Here is a 19,624-nt window from a genome sequence, read left to right on the forward strand (position 1 = left end):
GCTCAGGTCAGCCGGATCTGCCGGTTGACGTCCTTGTACAGCAGGTACCGGAACGGCTCCGGCCCGCCGGCGTAACAGGCCTGCGGGCAGAACGCCCGCAGCAGCATGTAGTCCCCCGCCTCGCACTCCACCCAGTCCTCGTTGAGCCGGTAAACCGCCTTGCCCTGCAGCACGAACAGACCGTGCTCCATGACGTGCGTCTCGGCGAACGGGATGGAGCCGCCCGGCTGGAAGGTCACGATGTTGACGTGCATGTCGTGCGCGAGATCGTCCGGGTCCACGAAGCGCGTGGTCGCCCACGCGCCGCCGGTCCCGGGCATCGGCTGCGGCTCGACGTCCTGGTCGCGGGTGACGAACGACCCGGGCGCGGGGACGCCGGGGATCGGCTCGTAGGCCTTGCGGATCCAGTGCAGGCCGACGGGCTCGTCGCCCTCGTTGGCCAGCGACCAGTCCGCCCCGGCGGCCACGTACGCGTAGCCGCCCGGCTCCAGTGCGTGCCTCGTGCCCTCGACCGTGAGGCTGAGGGCGCCGGCGGTGACGAACAGCACGCCCTCCACCCCGCTCTCCGCCTCCGGCGCGTCGGACCCCCCTCCCGGTGCGATCTCGAGGATGAGCTGCGCGAACGTCGTCGCCGATCCGGCGACCGGCCGGGCGAGGACCCATGCCCGCGTGCGCTCGAATCCGGGCAGGCTGCTCGTGACGATGTCGCGCAGCACGCCCCGCGGGATGAACGTGTACGCCTGCGTGACGACGGCGCGGTCGGTCAGCAGGTCCGTCTGGGGCGGCAGACCGCCCCGGGGCGTGTAGTAGCTCATGCGGACTCCCTGCGGGCGGTCTCCGGGTGTGCCAGGACGGCGAGCGTCGCGATCTCGATGCCGGCGGCATCCGTCGCCTCTTCGGCCGTGACCGCCCCGCATGCGACCCCCCGGGCGACGAACGCGGCGAGCGCACGGGCGGTGGCGGGCTCGTCACGGACGGGACCGTCGAGCCGCCGCGCCCAGTCCCGCAGCCGCGCTGCGGCCGGTGCGAGCCCCTCGCGAAAGAACAGCCCGTTCGCGGCGAACCGGGGCACGAGCTGGGCGGGGTGCAGATCCCACCCCTGGAAGAAGCCGCGCTCCAACGACCGCCGGACCAGACGCGCGCTCAGCCGCCACGCCGAGCGCACCGACTCCGGATCCCCGACGGGGAGGATGTTCGTCGAGCCGTCCGACAGCCGCACCCCGGTCTCGGCGGCGGCGACCTGCATGACGCTCTTCGCGTGATCGGCGGCGGGATGCTCCATCGACTGGTGCGCGGGCGCGATCCCCAGCGATGCGCTGTAGTCGTAGGTCCCGTAGTGCAGCCCGCTCAGGCGACCGCCGGCCGCGGCGATCGCACGCGGCAGCGGCGAGGTGCCGTCAGGGCCGAGCACGAGCTGCGGCGTCTCGACCTGGACCTCGAAGCGCAGACGCCCGGGCGCGAGCCCGCAGCGCTCCTCCAGCCGGCCGCATACCGCGGCCATCGCCGCCACCTGCGCCGAGGTCGTCACCTTCGGCAGCGTCAGGATCAGCCCGTCCGGCAGGTCTCCGCCTTCTCGGAGCCCGGCGAGGAAGAGCTCGAGAGATCGGATGCCGCGACCGCGCGTGCGGGCCTCCAGGCCCTTGATGCGCACGCCGACGAGCCTCGGTGCCGTCCCTTCCGCCACCGCCGCGACCACCCGTTCCGCGGCGCGGCGCACATCGGCGTCCTCGACCTCGTCACCGCGATCGCCGTAGCCGTCCTCGAGATCCAGCCGGAGGTCGTCGATCGGCTCGGCGGCCAGCCTGCGCCCGACGAACGCGCCGACGGCACCGGCATGGGCGTCGGGGATCCCGAGCTCCCGCATCGCCGACGCCATCCCGCCCTGCCGCTCGATCGCCTCGAGCGCCGCCTCGCCCCACTCGCGCGGCAGCGCGGGCGTGTAGCGGTCGGCGGGCACGTACACGGTGTGCAGGGGCTGGCGGGAGCCGTCGTCCCCCGGGTAGCGCTCGGCGAGCAGCTCATCGGTGGGCGCGAGCGTCCGGTCGAGCTCGGCGAGATCATCCGCCCGCAGCAGCGGGCGCGTCATCGCGCGACCGCCCGCGGGTCGCGAACGAGGGGTGACACCTTCGGCACGATGACCAGCTTGCCACCAGGAGGTCCCCGGCGGGGCGGCTCGGGTGCCGGGTCAGCGCCCGGAGCGGGGCATCCGTCTCCAGGGCACGACGGCCACCACGACCGAGAGGATCGCGAGCGACGACATGAGCAGCGACGACAGCAGTCCCGGTGCGGCGCTCGTCGGCCATGCCGCATCGATCGCCACGGACGTCACGACCTGTCCGACGACCGTTCCGAGCCCGAGCAGCAGCACACCGGTGTAGGGCACGAGGGCGGCCGCGAGGAAGATGTAGGCGACGCCCATCACGCCGCCGAGGTAGAGCCACGGATCCGGCGGGAAGGACGTCGGCGGACCGGCGATCGCGGTGTGGATCAGCTCGGCCACGGCCAGCACCGCGGTGCCGCCGATGAAATTGACGAGGGTCGCGGTGAGCGGTGATCCCACCCGCTGGCGCAGGCGGCCGTTGACGGCGGACTGCCACGCGATGCCGGCGCCCACGAGGAACGGCAGCACCATGAGCGCGACGGGAGCCTCGACTCCACCCGCCAGCGACACCGCGACCGCGAGCAGCGACAAGGCGCCGCCCGCGAGGCGCGCCGGCGTCACCGCGACGGTGCCGGCGGGGCCGATCCCCGACCGGTCGAGGAGCAGACCGCTCACCGCCTGGCCGGCGACGACCCCCACCGTGAACAGCGCCACGCCGATGATCCCGACGGCCAGCGACTGCGTGGCGACCGAGAGCGCACCCGCGACGCCGCCGCAGAGCATCCACACCGGGATCCGGCGCTCGCGCAGTCCGGTGGCCAGGGCGGCGAAGCCCCGGCGGCCCCGCGGAAGCCCGACGGAGAGCACGACCAGCACGAGCAGGCCCGACCCGAACGAGATGACGGCGGCGGCGAACCCGTCGCCGATGCGCAACCCGAGCTCACCGTTGATGCGCGCCTGGGCGGCGGTCAGGACGCCGATCAGGACAGCTCCGCCGATGCCGATCCATGCGGGCAGTCGGCGAGAGGTCACCTGATCCATCTTGCCGTGCCGCGCGCGGCCCCCGGTTACGCTGAGACGTGGCCACCCGCTCCCGCACCCGCGCGCTCCTCGCCTGGCTGCCCGCCGCGGTGCTCGCCCTGATCATCATCGGCGCGGTCGTGGCGGCGCTGGCCATCCAGGGGTCGTGGTGGACGCAGGAGCGCCCCGCCGCCTCCGACGACCAGAAGGCCGCCGACGGATCGAGCATGCTCACCGACGCGGGCTTCGACTACGTCAACGTCGAGGGCACGCTGCGCATCCGCGTGGGCTCGGGCGGTCTCTCGGCGACCGAGCTCGGACTCCCGGCGGACGGCGAGAAGTCCGCCGAGTTCCGCAGGCCGGTCAGGGCGATCATCGCCGCCGGCGACGAGGTGTACGTGCTCGACGACGTCTCGGGGCTGACGGTGAACGCCGAGGACGATCGACTGGTCGCCGTCACCCTCTCGCCCGACGTCGTGCGCGGCTGGGCGGGGGCGCTGGATCATCTGCGCGCGCTCGCGCCCGAGCTGGGGTGGGACCCCGCGGAGCTGGAGCCGCTCGACGAGCGGCTGGGCGAGTTCAACCGCAGTGCGGACGGCGACACCTTCACCGCCACCATCGGACCGTCGACCGGTCCCGCGCGCGTGACCGGGACGCTGGTGTACGACCGGGCCACCGGCGCGGCGCCCGTGACGATCACCTTCGAGCCCGCTCCCTGAGAGGCGGCGCGAGCCGCCGTCTCGTGCGGATGATTCCGGTGCCGGCTACAGGACTTGAACCTGCAACCCCCTAATTACAAGTTAGGTGCGCTACCAATTGCGCCAAGCCGGCAGAGCGCCCAGTCTACCGGCGCGCCGCTCCGACCCGATCAGGGGGTCGGCGTGGGCGTCGAGGTGGGCGTCGGCGTCGCCTTGAAGTACGCGTCGCTGGCGACCGTCAGGACGAACTGCGCGAACTCCTTGGGGTCGTCGAGCGCGCCGACGTACTGCGTGCCGTTGACCATCACCATCGGCGTCGTCGTCAGGGCGATGCCGTCCGTGCCGGGAAGCTCCTTGAGCGCGCGCTCCGTCTCCGTCTTGGCCCACGAGGTGTAGGCCTGCTCCTCGATGCAGCTGCGCACGACCTTCGGCCCGTCCACACCCGTCGCGATCGCGAGGGCGGCGAGCTCGCTGTCGCTGTAGCCGTCGGAATCCAGGTCGGGCTGCTCCCGCAGCAGGGCGTCGTTGAACGCGAAGAAGTAGTCCGGGGAGTTCTGGGCCACGCACGCGGCGGCGCCGGCGGCGCGCAGCGAGTACTTCGTGCCGTTCGACTTCGCGGTCAGCATGGCCACCGGATGGTACGTGAGCGTCGCGGCGCCCTCGCCGACCCACTCCGACAGCTGCGTCATGTTGGCCAGCTGGAAGTCGCGCGAGCCGGTGGACAGGTAGTCCACGTACACGTGGATGTCGACGGCGGGCGTCTCGGTCGGGGATGCGGTGGGCGTAGGGGTCGGCGCAGGCGTGGTGGGGGTGGGCGTGGGAGTGGCGTCGCCCTGCACCTGGCCGTCGGCCCCGGAGGCGTCCGACGCGATGCCGAGGCCTGTGACGCCCGTCACCATGAACCCGCCGTCCACGTCGTTGCCCGGGCTCATGGTCGGCTTGGACGCGCTCGAGGACACCGTCCACGTCACCACGACCGCGATGACCGCCACGAACGCCACCGCGACGGCAGCGAGCGAGGCGCTGCGGATGAGTCGCGCACGGGACTGGCGCGCCTTCACCTGCTGAGCCTTCTCACGCACGGCGTCGCGGCGCTCGCGCGGCGCTGCGTTCGGTGACTCGTCGCTGGACATGGAACCTCTCGGGACGTGAAGAAGGCCGGGATTCCGGCGGGGCCGGACGGGAAAAGGGCCGCTCACGATGCTAGCCAGCCACCCTGGGAAATGCCCAGACGCAACCTCCGCGCGCGCCGTGTCATACTGTTCGTGCGCCCGATGGCGGGCGTGCGGGTCAAGCCCCCGCTCATTCCTCACTACGGATCGTCCGGCACGTACCTGCCGGTGAAGGAGAAGAGAACATGGCGTCCGTCACGTTTGACAACGCAACTCGTCTGTACCCCGGGGGCACCCGCCCCGCCGTCGACAAGCTCAACCTCGAGGTCGGTGACGGGGAGTTCCTCGTTCTCGTCGGCCCGTCGGGCTGTGGCAAGTCCACCTCGCTGCGCATGCTGGCCGGCCTCGAAGAGGTCAACTCCGGCCGCATCCTCATCGGCGACCGCGACGTCACCGACGTCCCGCCGAAGGACCGCGACATCGCGATGGTCTTCCAGAACTACGCGCTGTACCCCCACATGACGGTGGCCGAGAACATGGGCTTCGCGCTCAAGATCGCCGGCGTCGGCAAGGAGGAGCGCGCCGCGCGCGTCCTCGAGGCCGCCAAGCTGCTCGACCTCGAGCAGTACCTCACCCGCAAGCCGAAGGCCCTCTCGGGTGGTCAGCGTCAGCGTGTCGCCATGGGCCGCGCGATCGTCCGCCAGCCGCAGGTGTTCCTCATGGACGAGCCGCTGTCGAACCTCGACGCCAAGCTCCGCGTCCAGACCCGTACTCAGATCGCGTCGCTGCAGCGCCGCCTCGGCGTCACCACCGTCTACGTCACGCACGACCAGACCGAGGCCCTCACCATGGGCGACCGCATCGCGGTCCTCAAGGACGGCCTCCTCCAGCAGGTGGGCACCCCGCGCGACCTCTACGAGAAGCCGAACAACGTGTTCGTCGCCGGCTTCATCGGCTCGCCCGCGATGAACCTCTTCCCGGCACCGCTCGCCGAGGGCGGCGTGCAGTTCGGCAGCGAGGTCGTCCCGCTCGACCGCGACACCGTCGGCCGCGCCCACGGCAGCGAGGTCACCATCGGCGTCCGCCCCGAGGACATCGTGGTCGGCCCGGCCGACGGCAAGGGCCTGTCGGTGGTCGTCGACCTCGTCGAGGAGCTCGGCGCCGACGGCTACCTGTACGGCCACACCGACATCAACGGCAAGCGCACCGACATCGTGGCGCGCGTCGACGGACGCAGCCACCCGCACGCGGGCGAGACCGTCACGCTCGCGGCGACCGCGGGGCACGTGCACGCCTTCGACATCGAGTCGGGCGAGCGCCTCAACGACGCCCCGGTGGTCTCGGGCGCCTGACGTCATCCATCGCGACGGCGCGGGTGGGAGCCATCCCCCCGCGCCGTCGCGCTGTCCCCAGGAGTTGATGTGTCCGAGGCCCTGAGCATCACCGCCAGCAGCGTCGATCCGGGGCTGCTGACCCTCCCCTGGTCGACGCCGCTGGGCGACTGGCCGTCGAACCACATCGTCTTCCTGCCCAAGGGCATCTCGCGGCACCTGGTGCGCTTCGCCAATCTCTCGGGACGCGTCGTCGCCATCAAGGAGACGACCCAGGCCATGGCGCAGCGCGAGTACGACATGCTCGGCAACCTGGCCCGTCTGGACGTCCCCTGCGTCGAGCGCGTCGCGGTGATCGCGGGGCGGACGGATGCCGCGGGCGAGCCGCTGCCGGCCGCCCTGGTGACGGCGCACCTGAAGTTCTCACTGCCCTACCGCGCGCTGTTCACGCAGGTCCTGCGGCCCGACACGGCCACCCGGCTGGTGGACGCGCTCGCGCTGCTGCTCGTCCGCCTGCACAACGTCGGCTTCTTCTGGGGCGACGTGTCGCTGTCGAACACGCTGTTCCGCCGTGACGCGGGGGCGTTCGCCGCGTACCTCGTCGACGCGGAGACCGGCGAGCTCCATGAGAGCGGGCTCACCCGCGGTCAGCGCGCGCACGACCTCGACGTCGCCCGCACGAACATCGCCGGCGAGATCATGGATCTGGAGGCCGGCGGCCGGCTGGAGGGCGGTGTCGACGCGATCGAGATCGCCGACGGGATCGTGTCGTCCTATCACGCGCTGTGGGCCGCGCTCACCGACGAGGAGACGTTCCGCGCCGACGAGGCGTGGCGGCTCACCGAGCGCGTCCAGCGTCTCAACGACCTCGGCTTCGACATCGGCGAGATGTCCATCCACGCCACCACCGACGGCACCAAGGTGTCCATCCAGCCGAAGGTGGTCGACTCCGGCCACCACCAGCGGCGGCTCCTGCGCCTGACCGGCCTGGACGTCGAGGAGAACCAGGCCAGGCGGCTGCTGAACGATCTGGACGAGTTCCGCGCCCGCATCTCGCGCCTGGGCTCCGACGAGGAGATGGTCGCGCACGAGTGGCTGACACGCGTGTTCGAGCCGGTGGTGAAGGCGATCCCGTGGGACCTGCGCTCCAAGCTCGAACCCGCCGAGGTGTTCCATCAGCTGCTGGAGCACCGCTGGTACCTCTCGCAGGCGAAGGGCAAGTCGGTGCCGCTCGCCGAGACGCTGACGAGCTACATCGACAACGTGCTGCGGCACCGTCGCGACGAGGCGACGCTCATGGGTCCCTCCACCGAGACGGTCTCGCTCCCGGTCATCACGTCGCCGAATCCGGTCCTGGACGACGACGAGGCCGCGATCGACTGGCGCGACCTCGTCTGACCTGCCCGAGGGGAAGGGCTGCCGTCCGCGGACGGCAACCCCTCCTCGTCAGCGGGAAGTCAGTACCCGACGGTGAATCGCCGGCGCGGGTGCTTCGGGTGCTCGATCTCGTCGAGGACGGCGACCGCGAAGTCCTCCCCGGAGATGAAGGACTCACCCTCGGCATCCGTCACGATGACGTCGCCCCCGGTGCGGTACGAGCCGGTGCGCTCGCCCGGGTTGTACGCGCCGAAGCCACCCGCCGGGTGGATGTAGAACCAGTCCAGCGACTCGGGGCCCGCCTGCAGGTCCTCGAGCACACCGATCGCCTCCAGCGCCTCGGCCTTGTAATCCTCGGCGAACGACGGCAGGTCCACGACGCGCTGGCCGTCCTCGGTGACGAGGCTCCCGCCGGCGCCGCCGATGACGCCCAGGCGGACGCCCTCGGGCAGGAGCGACGCGAGCGCGCCCAGGTTGGGCCGCACGAGCCCTTGCATGTCGCCGCGAGGTGCGACGGCCGACACCACCACGTCGACGCCCTCGAGCTGGGCCAGGAGGTCGGGCACGTCGGTCAGCGAGCCCTCGGTGTACAGCGCGCCCTCGTGACGTTCGGCGGGGATGCGGCGCGCGATGGAGAGCACCGTGTGGCCGCGACTCACCGCCTCGGCGACGATGTGGCGGCCGGCGTAGCCGGAGCCTCCGATGACGGCGATGCGTGCCATGGTGTGCCTTTCGACGAGTCGTTGCGCCGGCGTCGGCCGGCCCTTCGTGTGACAAGCCCGCGCGGCGCCGGTGCATTCCCCGGAATGGGAATGCGTCGCCGCGTCAGGTGGTCGGGGCGCTGCGGAGCGTGGAGACCTGGTACAGGGCGACGGATGCCGCGATCCCCGCGTTGAGCGACTCGGCGGCCGCCGAGATCGGGATCGAGACGATCTGGTCGCAGGTCTCGGTCACCAGGCGCGAGAGCCCCTTGCCCTCCGAGCCGACGACGACCACGACGGGGCGGTCGGCGAGCTGCAGCGCGGGCAGCGAGACGTCGCCGTCGCCGTCGAGGCCGAGGACGAACACGCCCTGCTTCTTGAACTCCTTGAGCATCGTGGTGAGGTTGGCGGCGACGGCCACCGGGATCCGGGCCGCGGCGCCCGCGCTCGTCTTCCACGCCGCCGAGTTCACCCCGGCGGACCGGCGCTGCGGCACGATGACGCCCTGTCCGCCGAACGCCGCCGTCGAGCGGATGATCGCACCCAGGTTGCGCGGGTCGGTGACGCCGTCGAGCGCCACCAGCAGCGGCACCTCGCCGCGGTCGAGGATCTGCTCGAGGAGGTCCTGCGGATGCGCGTACTGGTACGGGGGCACCTTCAGCGCGACGCCCTGGTGCACGCCGTCGAAGCCCGCCATCCGATCGAGCTCCGGCCGCGTCACCTCGAGCACCGGGATCTCGCGATGCGTCGCGAGGGCCAGCATCTCCTTGACGCGGTCGTCCATCTCGACGCGCTGCGCGATGTAGAGCGCCGTCGCGGGGATCTTCGCGCGCAGCGCCTCCAGCACCGAGTTGCGGCCGGTGACCGTCTCGGTGTCGTCGCCCGCCTTCGTCTTGGCGCGGTTCGGGCCCGCGCCCTGCGTTGGCCGCTGCCCGGGCTTGCCCTTGCCGCCGGCGGCCGCGTAGCGCTCGGCGGCCGCCTTGCGCTTGCCCGCGACGTGCCAGCCGCGGTCCTCGGCCTTCGGGGTGGGGCCCTTGCCTTCGAGGGACTTGCGGCCGTGGCCGCCGGTGCCCTTCATGGCGCCCTTCTTCTTGCTGTTGCCCGCTCCGGGGCGTGCCGGCTTAGCCATCGATCAAACTCCAGTGGGTTCCGTCTGCGGTGTCTTCCAGGGCGATCCCGGCCGCCGCGATCGCGTCGCGGATGCGGTCGGCCGCCGCCCAGTCCTTCGCGGCGCGCGCGTCGGCGCGCTGCGCGATCATCGCCCCCACCAGCGCGTCGAGGGCGGATGCCTCGGCCGAGGCGTCCGCCGCGTGCCAGTGCGGGTCGAGGGGGTCGATTCCGAGCACGCCGGTCATCACGGCGACGTCGGCGAAGGCTCTGAGCGCGGCGTCCCGGTCGCCGGCATCCAGTGCAGAGTTGCCGTCCCGCACCGTCTCGTGCAGGACGGCGAGCGCCTGCGGGACGCCGAGGTCGTCGTCGAGGGCGGCAGCGAAGGCGAGGGGCACCTCGGCCGTGAGCCGCAGGTCGTCCGTGTCGTCGCGAAGCGTGCGCAGCGCCCTCTCGAGGAACGTGCGGATGCGCCCGATCGCCGCCTCGGCCTCGTCGAACGTCGACGTGGTGATGTCGAGGCTGGAGCGGTAGTGGGCGGCGGCGAGGGCGTAGCGGATGACGAGCGGGTCGCGCTCGCGGAGCACGTCCTCGGCGAGGATGAAGTTGAACAGCGACTTCGACATCTTCTGCGCGCCGACGGTGACCAGGCCGTTGTGCACCCAATAGCGGGCGAACCCGTCGCCCGCGGCGGTGGACTGCGCGAGCTCGTTCTCGTGGTGCGGGAAGCGCAGGTCGAGACCTCCGCCGTGGATGTCGAACTCGGCGCCGAGGTACCGCCGCGACATGGCGGAGCATTCGATGTGCCAGCCCGGCCGTCCCGGCCCCCACGGCGAGTCCCACATCGCGGAGGACGGCTCGTCGGCTTTGGCGCCCTTCCACAGCGCGAAGTCGCGGGGGTCGCGCTTGCCGCGCGCGTCCGCGTCGGCGGCGGGCTCCATGGCGTCGATGCTCTGGCGGGTCAGCGACCCGTAGTCCGCCCACGAGCGCACGTCGAAGTACACGTCGCCGACGGCGATGCCGCCGGCGGCGTACGCGTGACCGGACTCGATGAGCCGGGCGATGAGCTCCTGCATCTGCGGGATGGACGCCGTCGCGCGCGGCTCGTACGTCGGAGGAAGGATGCCGATGGCCGTGTAGGCGCGGGTGAACTCGAGCTCCATGCGATAGGCCAGGGCCCACCACGGCTCCCCGTCGGTCGCGTTGAGCAGCACCTTGTCGTCGATGTCGGTGACGTTGCGGACGAAGGTGACCCGGCCGTAGCGGTGCGTCAGCCACCGGCGGAGGATGTCGAAGCTCAGTGCGCCGCGGAGGTGGCCGATGTGGGGTCCGGACTGCACCGTGGGCCCGCAGACGTAGACCGTGACGTTCTCGGGGTCGAGTGGCACGAAGTCGCGCAGGGCCTGCGCCTTGGTGTCGTACAGCTGAACCGTCACCGCACCAGCCTACCGGCGGGTCGTGCGGGGTCACTGGGCGAAGGCCCCGCGCAACCGCTGGGGGTCGGGATATAAACGGATGGTGCATGTGCTCGCCGTCCTCGCCGCCGCCGTGCTGTTCGGCACCACGGGCACCTCCCAGGCCCTCGGCCCCGAGGGCACCACGCCGCTGTCGATCGGCGTCATGCGCATGGTGATCGGCGGCACCGGTCTCGCCGTCATCGCGTTCTCCCTCGCCGCCCGCCACGCACGCCGGCGGCCCTCGGCGGCGACGCGCCCCCGTCTCACGCTGCAGCCGCTGTCGCTGATGGTGCTCACCGGCGCGTGCCTCGCGCTGTACCAGCCGCTGTTCTTCCTCGGCACCGCCCGCAACGGCGTGGCCGTCGGCACGGTCGTCGCGCTCGGGTCGGCGCCGATCCTGGCCGGTCTCCTGGAGTGGGCGCTCACCCGGCGGACACCGACCCCGACCTGGATGGCGGCGACGGCGCTCGCGACGCTCGGGGTGGTGCTGCTGGGGTTCGGCGGCGAGGCGGGCGACGGCTCGGGGACGGACCCCCTCGGTCTTCTCGGCTCCGTGGGGGCGGGCGCGTCCTTCGCGGTCATCGCGAACGCCCAGCGGCGGCTGCTCGACGCCGGGTGGGATCCCTTCACCGTGGTGGGTGCGATGGGTGCGAGCTCGGCGGCGATCTGCGCCTTCGCGCTGCCGTTCGTCGACCGCGCGTGGCTCGGCACGGGCTCGGGCGTCGCTATGGCGCTGTGGCTGGGCCTGGGCACCATCTCGATCGCGTACGTGCTGTTCACATGGGGGCTCAGCGGGCTCACCGCGGCGACGGCGGCGACCCTGACCCTCGGCGAGCCGCTGACGGCCAGCGTCCTCGGGATCGTCGTGCTGGGCGAACGGCTGTCGGCGCTGGCCGTCGTCGGGCTCGTCGTGCTCGCCGCCGGTCTGGCGCTGCTCGCCTGGGGATCACGCGCACCGCGGGACCCCGCACCCTACGCAGTGGAGGCGTGACGGCGCGCGGGCCGAAACACGGCGGCAATCCGGCGATGGCACACTGGGCGGGACATGCAGCGCACCATCGAGATCCGCACCGACGACCTGAGCGGCGACGCGACCAGACGCCTCATCGCCCACCACCTCGCCGGCATGCACGACACCTCTCCTCCCGACAGCGTGCACGCGCTCGACATCGACGCGCTGCGGCATCCGTCCCTCTCGGTCTGGTCGGCGTGGATCGACGGCGAGCTGGCGGGCGTGGGCGCGCTGAAGGCGCTGGACGCCGACCGAGGCGAGATCAAGTCGATGCGCGTCGACGACCGCTTCCTCGGGTTCGGGGTAGGCCGGGCGCTGCTGCGGCACATCATGGACGACGCGCGCCGGCGCGGGATGGGCACGCTGTGGCTCGAGACCGGGACGACGCCCGAGTTCCTGCCCGCGCAGCGGCTCTACGAGAGCGAGGGATTCACGCACTGCGGACCGTTCGGGGACTACGCGCTCGACCCGTTCTCCGTCTTCATGACCCGCGTGCTCTGATCCGCTCAGGCGGGCACGACGAGCGCCACCGCGAACGCCGACACGCCTTCGCCCGCTCCGGCGAAGCCCAGACCGTCGGTGGTCGTGGCCGAGACCGACACCGGCGCTCCCCCGAGCGCGGCCGACAGCGCGCTCTCGGCCTCGAGGCGACGTGCGGCGAACCGGGGGCGATTGGCCTGCACCTGTACCGACACGTTGCCCACCCGCCACCCCGCCTCGCCGATGATCGCGGCAGTCCTGGTGAGGAAGGCGTCGGCATGCGCACCGGCGTACTCGGGGTGATCCGTTCCGAAGTGGGTGCCGATGTCGCCGAGTCCGGCCGCAGCCAGCAGCGCGTCGACGATCGCGTGCGCGACGGCGTCGCCGTCGGAATGGCCCGAGAGAGGCACCTCGCCCGGCCACTCCAGGCCAGCGAGCCAGAGCGTCCCGTCGCCGCCGAACGCGTGCACGTCGGTGCCGACGCCCACCCGCGGCGCGACCGCAGCAGGCGCGGGATGCGATGCGTCGGGCGATCGCGGCGCCGCGACGAGGTGGCGGGCGCGTTCCAGGTCCGCGGGCGTGGTGATCTTGAAGGCGAGCGGATGCCCCGGCACGGCCACGACGGGATGACCGGCCGCCGCGACGAGGGCGGCGTCGTCGGTGAACTCCACGGCGGCGCCGGCATATGCCGCGTCCAGCACCTCCCGCCGGAAGCCCTGCGGCGTCTGGGCCGCCGCGAGTTCTGCACGGTCCACGGCTGCCACGATCTCGTCGCCGGACACGCGCTTGATGGTGTCGATGACCGGGAGCACCGGGATCGCACCGTCGGCTCCGGCGACGACGGCGCCGAGGACGCGGGCGAACACCTCGGCGGGGGTGAGCGCGCGGGCCGCGTCGTGGACGAGCACGACCTCGACGTCCTCCCGCAATGCCCGCAGGCCGGCAGCGACGGACCCCTGGCGGGTGCCGGCGCCCGTGACGACGGAGACGAGGTCGCGTTGATCGGCCGCGGCGACCAGGGCCTCGTCGAGCGCATCCTCCTCGCGGCCCTCCGGCGCCACGATGACGACCTGTGCGGGCGCCGCGGCGAGCACGCCGAGCAGGGCGTGCCGGAGGATGCTCCGGCCGTCGATCCGGGCGAACGCCTTCGGCGTCGATGCACCCAGGCGGGTTCCGGAGCCGGCGGCCACGACGATGACGCCGACGTGCGGCACGGGGGTGATGCTCACCCGTTCACGCTATCGCGCCCGGGGATCGCATTCTCCCGGGGCAGACAGCGGAACGGCGCCCCGTGGGGCGCCGTTCCGGTGTCTGTCTCAGCTTGCGAGGACCTCGTCGAGGAGGACGCTGGCCTGCTCCTCGTCGGTCTTCTCGGCGAGAGCGAGCTCGGAGATGAGGATCTGCTTCGCCTTGGCGAGCATGCGCTTCTCACCCGCGGACAGGCCGCGGTCCTGATCGCGGCGCCACAGGTCGCGGACGACCTCGCTGACCTTGATCACATCGCCGGAGGCGAGCTTCTCGAGGTTCGCCTTGTAGCGGCGGGACCAGTTCGTGGGCTCTTCCGTGAACGGCGCGCGCAACACCTCGAAGACCTTGTCGAGGCCCTCCTTGCCGATGACATCGCGGACGCCGACCAGGTCGACGTTCTCTGCGGGTACTTCGATGATGAGATCACCCTGCGTGACGTTGAGCTTCAGGTACTTCTTCGTCTCGCCCTTGATGATCCGGTCTTTGACCTCGATGATCGTTGCCGCCCCGTGGTGGGGGTAGACGACCGTCTCGCCAACCTCAAAAAGCATGGAGTTATGTCCTTTCGGCAACCTCCAGGATACCACAGGAGAAATACGCTAAGGTTCTCCGCCCCACCCCTCCCCGGCCGCGCCTCGCACGTGCGGCGTGGACCGTTCCGGCGGTGCCGAACCCCCTAGAATGCTGAAGAACCGTCATCCGTCTTGGGAGGATCCGTGATCTCGATACACCGCCGCAACGGTTTTGCGAACGGCCGATTCGCGGCGGCACCGGGTTCGAGGGGTCGACGGCTCGTCGCGTCGCTCGCCATGGGCGGCGCCCTCACCCTGACCGCGACCGGCTGCGCGATGATCTCGCCGCAGGCGACCACGATCTCGTACTCGGCTGCGGAGGGCACCAACGTCGTCGGCGCCGGCCCCGTGCAGGTGCGCAACGCCCAGATCGTCGCGAACGAGGACGGCTCCGAGGGCAATTTCGTGGCGGCGCTGGTGAACGACACGGACGAGACCCAGACCCTCAACATCGACTTCGGGGGCGAGGATTCCGACATCTCGCTGACGGTCCGGGTTCCCGCTGACACCGTGCTCAGCCTGGGCGCCGAGGACGGCGAGGAGCCGATCCTCATCGAGGACCTCGACACCATGCCGGGCGCGTACATCGACGCGTACTTCCAGTCCGGCGACGCCGAGGGCGAGCTCGTCTCGGTCCCCGTGCTCGACGGCACCCTGGACTATCTCACGGCGCTCGCTCCGTGACCTGACCGACTCCGCGAACGCGAAGAGGGCGCCCCGGTGGGGCGCCCTCTTCGCGTATGCCGTGGGTGCTCAGCCTTCGAAGCGGTAGCCGAGGCCCCGCACCGTGACCAGCATCTCGGGGGCACCGGGGTTCTTCTCGATGCGCGAGCGGATGCGCTTGATGTGCACGTCGAGCGTCTTGGTGTCGCCGAAGTAGTCGCTCCCCCACACGCGGTCGATGAGCTGACCGCGGGTGAGCACCCGGCCGGCGTTGCGCATCAGAACCTCCAGCAGCTCGAATTCCTTCAACGGCATGTTGATCTCGCCGCCGTCGACGGCCACGGTGTGCCGATCGATGTCGAGCACCACCCGGCCGCCCTCCAGGACGCGGTCCTCGAGGTCCGCGTCGATCTGCGAGAAGCGTCGCAGCACCGCCCGCATGCGGGCGAGGAGCTCGCGCGCCGAGTAGGGCTTGGTGACGTAGTCGTCGGCGCCCAGTTCGAGTCCCACCACGATGTCGACCTCGGAGTCCTTCGCGGTGAGCATGATGATCGGCACCGACGATGTCGTGCGGATCTGCCGGCACACCTCGGTTCCGGGCATCCCGGGCAGCATCAGGTCGAGCAGCACGATGTCGGCGCCGCGCTCGCGGAACGCCGTCAGCGCGGCCGGGCCGTCCTCGGCGATCTCGACGTCGTACCCTTCGCGACGGAGGAGGTAGGCGAGCGGGTCGGCGAGGTCGGGCTCGTCCTCGACGATCAGGACGCGGGTCATGCGGGATCTCCATTTCCGGCGGAAGCGTGTTCGGCACGAGAGGCGGACGGGGCATTGCGGGGACGCCTGGGCTTCGCAGGGACGTCGCGCGCCGCTGCGGGCGCAGCCACGGGCGCCGCAGGCGCCGGGGCGGCGGGAGCGGGCGCAGCGGGGGCGGCGGAACCGGCAGGCGCGGGAGCGGCGGAGTCGGCGGGGGCCTTCTGCACAGCGATCGCGTCGGCCGAGGACGCCCGCCGCTTCTTGCGTCCCCGCTTCGGCGCGGGGTCGACCTCAGGGGCGTCCGCCTGCGGCAGGCGGATGGTGAAGGTGGAGCCGCGGCCGGGCCGCGACCACAGCCGCACCTCGCCGCCGTGACGCTGGACGGCGTGCTTCACGATCGAGAGGCCGAGGCCGCTCCCGCCCGTGCGGCGGGCCCGTGCCGGGTCGGCGCGATAGAAGCGCTCGAACACGCGGTCCTGCTCGCCTTCGGCGATGCCGATGCCGCGGTCGGTCACCGCGATCTCGACGACGCGGTCGGCGGCCTTGATGCCGATGCCCACGCTCGATCCCCGCGGCGAATACGCGATCGCGTTCGCGATCAGGTTGCCGACGGCCTCGCTCAGCACCTGCGCGTCCCCGAGCACGTACAGGCCGCGCGCGCCGCCGCGCACCACCTCGACGCCGGCGGAGTCCGCCTGGATCGCGTGGGCGTCCAGGGCGCCGGCGACGACCTCGTCGATCGAGACGATCCGGGCCGGCAGCTCATCGGCCGCCTGCAGCCGCGAGAGGTTCATGATGCGCGAGGTCAGCAGGGCGAGCCGTGCGGCCTCGGCCTGCAGGCGCGTCGCGAAGATGCGCACCTGGGGCGGGTCGTCGGCGGCGGACTCGATGGCCTCGGCGAGCAGGCTCACCGCGCCCACGGGCGTCTTCAGCTCATGGCTCGTGTTGGCGACGAAGTCGCGGCGCATCTCCTCGACGCGCTCGCGCTCGGTGATGTCGCGCAGCACGAGGAGGGTGAGCCGCGGCGAGATGCGCGACGCGCGCACCGAGACCAGCCGGGGTTCGGCCGGCGGCGCCCCGCGACGCAGCCGCATCGTCTGGGTCGCCGTCGTCTCGGTCGCGATCGCGTCGCTGGTGCGCAGGCGACGGGCGAGGGCCCGCAGCTCGTCGGTCGGAAGCGAGCCGCCCTCCGCGAGCTCGAACGCGGCGGCCGCCGACGAGGCGGCCAGGACGGTGAACGAGGCGTCCACGACGATCGCGGCGTCGTCCATGCCGTGGAGCACGCCGCGCACTCCGTCAGGGACCTCCACCGAGCTCTCGATGAGAGCGCGATCGCGCGCCCGCATCGCCGCGACGACGAGGGCGGAGACCGAGCCGCCGACGACGATGCCCGCGAGGAGGGCGAGCAGCGCGAGCTGCGTCGTGTCCATGCCACCAGCGTACGGGCACGCCCACGGCGCCGTCGGACGGCGGCGGTGACGACGGCGCACGCGCCCGCCAGTGTTCACCGATGCGGCACCATCCGTTAACCTTCCCTGACGAGAATCGCCGGGGCGCTGGCTTGTGCCTTCCCCGGAACCACGAAAGGTGCATCGGAATGCGCGAAGTCTTCCACCAGTCTCTCGAGGACGTGCAGGGGCGTCTCGTCGAGATCGCCGAGCTCGTCACGATCGCCATCGACAAGGCGACGCGTGCGTTCGGCACGAGCGACGTGTCGCTCGCGGAGGAGGTCATCGAGGCCGACGCCGTCATCGACGAGAAGGCGATCGCGCTCGACGAGCTCGCGATCGAGATCCTGGCCCGTCAGCAGCCGGTGGCGCGGGATCTGCGCATCGTGGTGAGCGCGCTGCGCATGAGCGCGTCGCTCGAGCGCATGGGCGACATCGCCGAGCACATCGCTCAGCTCACCCGCATGCGCTTCCCCGAGCGGGCCATCCCCAAGGGCCTGAAGTCGACCTTCCTGCGGATGGGCGAGCTCGATGTCGAGGCGGCGCGCCAGCTGACCGAGCTGCTGCGCACCCAGGACGGCGACCTCATCGACGAGATCCGCAACGCTGACGACAAGCTCGACGAGCTGCACGTCTCGGTGTTCGAGAAGGTGCTGAGCGACAGCTGGCAGGGCGATCCGTCGGCGACCGTCGACGCGACCCTCGCCAGCCGTTACCACGAGCGCTTCGGCGACCATGCCGTCTCGGTGGCGAAGAAGGTCGCCTACCTGTCGACGGGCGACTGGACCAGCAGCACCGACACCATCGACGTCATCCACGGCTGAGCCCACGGACGGAAGAAGGGACCGGATGCCTCAGCCGAGGCATCCGGTCCCTTCTGCTCGCCGGTGCTACTTCTTGCCCTGGTTGGCGACCGCGGCGGCGCCCGCGGCGGCGGCCTCGGGGTCGAGGTACTCGCCCGGGCTGAGCGGCTCGAGGTTCTCGTCGAGGCGGTAGACCAGCGGGATGCCGGTCGGGATGTTCAGCTCGGCGATGTCGGCGTCGCTGATGCCGTCGAGGTGCTTCACCAGGCCGCGCAGCGAGTTGCCGTGCGCCGTCACGAGAACGGTCTTGCCCGCCTTCAGGTCGGGCACGATGTCGCTGTGCCAGTACGGCAGCATGCGGTCGATGACGATCTTGAGCGACTCGGTGTCGGGCACCTCGCCGTCGATGTCGGCGTAGCGCGGGTCGCCGACCTGGCTGTACTGGTCGTCGGCCGGCAGCGGCGGCGGCGGCACGTCGAACGAGCGGCGCCACAGCATGAACTGGTCCTGGCCGAACTCCTCGAGCGTCTGGGCCTTGTCCTTGCCCTGCAGCGCGCCGTAGTGACGCTCGTTCAGGCGCCACGAGCGCTTGACCGGGATCCACAGGCGGTCGGCGGCGTCCAGCGCGATGTCGGCGGTCTGGATGGCGCGGCTGAGCACGGAGGTGTGGAGGACGTCGGGAAGGATGCCGGACTCGGCGAGCAGCTCGCCGCCGCGCTGGGCCTCGGCCTTGCCCTGCTCGGTGAGTCGGACGTCGACCCAGCCGGTGAACTGGTTGGTCTTGTTCCACTCGCTCTGGCCGTGTCGAAGGAGGATCAGCGTGTAGGGCGCGGTCATGCGCCCCATGATATCGGCGCGGGGCGTCACTCCCCCGTCCTGTGTCCCCGGCATGGCACTCCCCGCTGGCATCATGGGGGGATGGCGCGGGGACCGGTCGGGCAGATCACGCGCGGCACCACCGGGACGAACCGGCTGCGGCGGGTGGACCGCTGGATCGCCCGGCACCCCGCCCTGCGCCGCTCGACCGATCCGCTCGTGATCGACCTCGGGTACGGCGCAAGCGGTGTCACCGCACTCGAGCTGTACGCCCGCCTCGTCCGCGCGCGCCCCGACGTCGAGGTCCTGGGCCTCGAGATCGATCCCGGCCGCGTCGCCCGCGCCCGAACCCAGCTCGCGGCGGTGCGCGCGGGCGAGACGACGTTCCCGGCCGATGCGCGGGTGTCGTTCGCCCGCGGCGGGTTCGAGGTGCCGGTGCCGGACGGGCGGCGTCCGGCGGTGATCCGGGCCTTCAACGTGCTGCGGCAGTACGACGAGCCGGAGGTGGCGGGCGCGTGGACGGCGATGGCGTCGCGCCTCGCGCCGGGCGGGCTGCTCGTGGAGGGCACCTGCGACGAGATCGGCCGCATCGCGACGTGGGTCGCCCTGGGGGCCGACGCCGCGCCGCGCACCCTCACCGTGTCGCTGCGGCTGGCCGGGCTGCAGCATCCGTCCGTCGCCGCGGAGCGGCTTCCGAAGGCGCTCATCCACCGCAACGTGCCGGGGCAGCGCGTGCACGCGTTCCTGTCGGCGCTCGACGCGGAATGGGACCGCGCCGCCGCGGTCGCCCCGTTCGGGCCCGTGCACCGATGGCGCACGGCGCTGGCGGCGCTCGTGGACGGCGGGTGGCCGGTTCTCGAGCGCTCCCGCTGGCGGCTCGGCGAGGCGACGGTGCCGTGGGAGGCCGTGGCTCCGTGGTGACGAG

At 71.9% G+C, this 19,624-nt stretch carries 20 protein-coding genes and 1 tRNA gene; 8 read left to right on the forward strand and 13 right to left on the reverse strand.

Annotated features, from left to right (window positions below; translation table 11 throughout):
• Nucleotides 1-2: 2 nt before the first annotated feature.
• From V6R91_RS20070 to V6R91_RS20080, 3 genes are all read right to left on the reverse strand, one after another.
• Entirely contained in the window at nt 3-815 is an 813-nt protein-coding gene (locus V6R91_RS20070) for a bifunctional allantoicase/(S)-ureidoglycine aminohydrolase (protein ID WP_336396685.1), read from the reverse strand.
• Nucleotides 812-2,086: a DUF6986 family protein gene (locus tag V6R91_RS20075; protein ID WP_336396686.1), complete on the reverse strand. Its 1,275-nt coding sequence runs from the start codon at nt 2,084-2,086 to the stop codon at nt 812-814. Before V6R91_RS20075 ends, V6R91_RS20070 begins: the two co-directional genes overlap by 4 nt.
• Before the next feature lie 99 nt (nt 2,087-2,185).
• Nucleotides 2,186-3,142 carry a DMT family transporter gene (locus tag V6R91_RS20080; RefSeq protein ID WP_336396687.1) on the reverse strand — a complete coding sequence of 319 codons (957 nt, stop codon included), beginning with the start codon at nt 3,140-3,142 and terminating at the stop codon, nt 2,186-2,188.
• 38 nt (nt 3,143-3,180) lie between these two features.
• Between V6R91_RS20080 and V6R91_RS20085 the strand changes: the two genes are divergently transcribed.
• Entirely contained in the window at nt 3,181-3,840 is a 660-nt protein-coding gene (locus V6R91_RS20085) for a hypothetical protein (protein ID WP_336396688.1), read from the forward strand.
• Nucleotides 3,841-3,879: 39 nt separating this feature from the next.
• On the opposite strand, the gene V6R91_RS20090 is transcribed toward V6R91_RS20085, so the two are convergent.
• Nucleotides 3,880-3,952 (reverse strand) — tRNA-Thr (locus V6R91_RS20090).
• Nucleotides 3,953-3,989: 37 nt separating this feature from the next.
• Complete coding sequence (locus V6R91_RS20095; RefSeq protein ID WP_336396689.1) at nt 3,990-4,952, reverse strand: DsbA family protein; 963 nt, start codon at nt 4,950-4,952, stop codon at nt 3,990-3,992.
• A 224-nt stretch (nt 4,953-5,176) separates the two neighbouring features.
• On the opposite strand from V6R91_RS20095, the gene V6R91_RS20100 reads away from it, so the two are divergent.
• Both V6R91_RS20100 and V6R91_RS20105 read left to right on the forward strand, forming a co-directional pair.
• The gene (locus tag V6R91_RS20100; protein WP_336396690.1) at nt 5,177-6,283 is read left to right on the forward strand and encodes an ABC transporter ATP-binding protein; all 1,107 of its coding nucleotides are present in this window, start codon (nt 5,177-5,179) and stop codon (nt 6,281-6,283) included.
• Between the two features lie 69 nt (nt 6,284-6,352).
• Entirely contained in the window at nt 6,353-7,660 is a 1,308-nt protein-coding gene (locus tag V6R91_RS20105; protein WP_336396691.1) for a DUF4032 domain-containing protein, read from the forward strand.
• A gap of 59 nt (nt 7,661-7,719) precedes the next feature.
• Here the strand turns inward: V6R91_RS20105 and V6R91_RS20110 are convergent, their stop codons facing one another.
• The 3 genes from V6R91_RS20110 to cysS all read right to left on the reverse strand — a co-directional run bounded on the left by V6R91_RS20110 (nt 7,720) and on the right by cysS (nt 10,883).
• Nucleotides 7,720-8,361 carry an NAD(P)-dependent oxidoreductase gene (locus V6R91_RS20110; protein ID WP_336396692.1) on the reverse strand — a complete coding sequence of 214 codons (642 nt, stop codon included), beginning with the start codon at nt 8,359-8,361 and terminating at the stop codon, nt 7,720-7,722.
• A gap of 103 nt (nt 8,362-8,464) precedes the next feature.
• Entirely contained in the window at nt 8,465-9,469 is a 1,005-nt protein-coding gene (gene rlmB / locus V6R91_RS20115) for a 23S rRNA (guanosine(2251)-2'-O)-methyltransferase RlmB (protein ID WP_336396693.1), read from the reverse strand.
• The gene (gene cysS / locus V6R91_RS20120; protein ID WP_336396694.1) at nt 9,462-10,883 is read right to left on the reverse strand and encodes a cysteine--tRNA ligase; all 1,422 of its coding nucleotides are present in this window, start codon (nt 10,881-10,883) and stop codon (nt 9,462-9,464) included. The genes rlmB and cysS overlap by 8 nt, the downstream gene beginning before the upstream one ends.
• Before the next feature lie 79 nt (nt 10,884-10,962).
• Between cysS and V6R91_RS20125 the strand changes: the two genes are divergently transcribed.
• Together V6R91_RS20125 and V6R91_RS20130 are read left to right on the forward strand one after the other, a co-directional pair.
• Complete coding sequence (locus tag V6R91_RS20125) at nt 10,963-11,895, forward strand: DMT family transporter (protein WP_336396695.1); 933 nt, start codon at nt 10,963-10,965, stop codon at nt 11,893-11,895.
• Between the two features lie 54 nt (nt 11,896-11,949).
• Nucleotides 11,950-12,417 (forward strand): GNAT family N-acetyltransferase, encoded by a 468-nt coding sequence (locus V6R91_RS20130; protein WP_336396696.1) that lies wholly within the window; start codon nt 11,950-11,952, stop codon nt 12,415-12,417.
• Between the two features lie 5 nt (nt 12,418-12,422).
• Here V6R91_RS20130 and ispD read toward each other — a convergent pair whose 3' ends face one another.
• On the reverse strand, nt 12,423-13,625 hold the full coding sequence (ispD, locus tag V6R91_RS20135; RefSeq protein WP_336396697.1) for a 2-C-methyl-D-erythritol 4-phosphate cytidylyltransferase: 1,203 nt from the start codon (nt 13,623-13,625) through the stop codon (nt 12,423-12,425).
• Nucleotides 13,626-13,712: 87 nt separating this feature from the next.
• Nucleotides 13,713-14,195, reverse strand: coding sequence for a CarD family transcriptional regulator (locus V6R91_RS20140; protein WP_106816803.1), 483 nt, complete (start codon nt 14,193-14,195; stop codon nt 13,713-13,715).
• A 258-nt stretch (nt 14,196-14,453) separates the two neighbouring features.
• Here V6R91_RS20140 and V6R91_RS20145 point away from each other — a divergent pair, with 258 nt between their 5' ends.
• Complete coding sequence (locus tag V6R91_RS20145; protein WP_336396698.1) at nt 14,454-14,900, forward strand: DNA modification methylase; 447 nt, start codon at nt 14,454-14,456, stop codon at nt 14,898-14,900.
• A gap of 69 nt (nt 14,901-14,969) precedes the next feature.
• On the opposite strand, the gene V6R91_RS20150 is transcribed toward V6R91_RS20145, so the two are convergent.
• Both V6R91_RS20150 and V6R91_RS20155 read right to left on the reverse strand, forming a co-directional pair.
• Nucleotides 14,970-15,653 carry a response regulator transcription factor gene (locus V6R91_RS20150; RefSeq protein WP_336396699.1) on the reverse strand — a complete coding sequence of 228 codons (684 nt, stop codon included), beginning with the start codon at nt 15,651-15,653 and terminating at the stop codon, nt 14,970-14,972.
• On the reverse strand, nt 15,650-17,062 hold the full coding sequence (locus V6R91_RS20155; RefSeq protein ID WP_336396700.1) for a sensor histidine kinase: 1,413 nt from the start codon (nt 17,060-17,062) through the stop codon (nt 15,650-15,652). The genes V6R91_RS20150 and V6R91_RS20155 overlap by 4 nt, the downstream gene beginning before the upstream one ends.
• Before the next feature lie 167 nt (nt 17,063-17,229).
• Here V6R91_RS20155 and phoU point away from each other — a divergent pair, with 167 nt between their 5' ends.
• Nucleotides 17,230-17,904, forward strand: coding sequence for a phosphate signaling complex protein PhoU (phoU, locus tag V6R91_RS20160; protein ID WP_336396701.1), 675 nt, complete (start codon nt 17,230-17,232; stop codon nt 17,902-17,904).
• A 66-nt stretch (nt 17,905-17,970) separates the two neighbouring features.
• Here the strand turns inward: phoU and V6R91_RS20165 are convergent, their stop codons facing one another.
• Nucleotides 17,971-18,720 (reverse strand): phosphoglyceromutase, encoded by a 750-nt coding sequence (locus V6R91_RS20165; protein WP_336396702.1) that lies wholly within the window; start codon nt 18,718-18,720, stop codon nt 17,971-17,973.
• Between the two features lie 81 nt (nt 18,721-18,801).
• Between V6R91_RS20165 and V6R91_RS20170 the strand changes: the two genes are divergently transcribed.
• The gene (locus V6R91_RS20170) at nt 18,802-19,620 is read left to right on the forward strand and encodes a class I SAM-dependent methyltransferase (RefSeq protein ID WP_336396703.1); all 819 of its coding nucleotides are present in this window, start codon (nt 18,802-18,804) and stop codon (nt 19,618-19,620) included.
• Nucleotides 19,621-19,624: the final 4 nt, after the last annotated feature.

The sequence above is a fragment of the Microbacterium sp. CCNWLW41 genome (genome assembly GCF_037083505.1).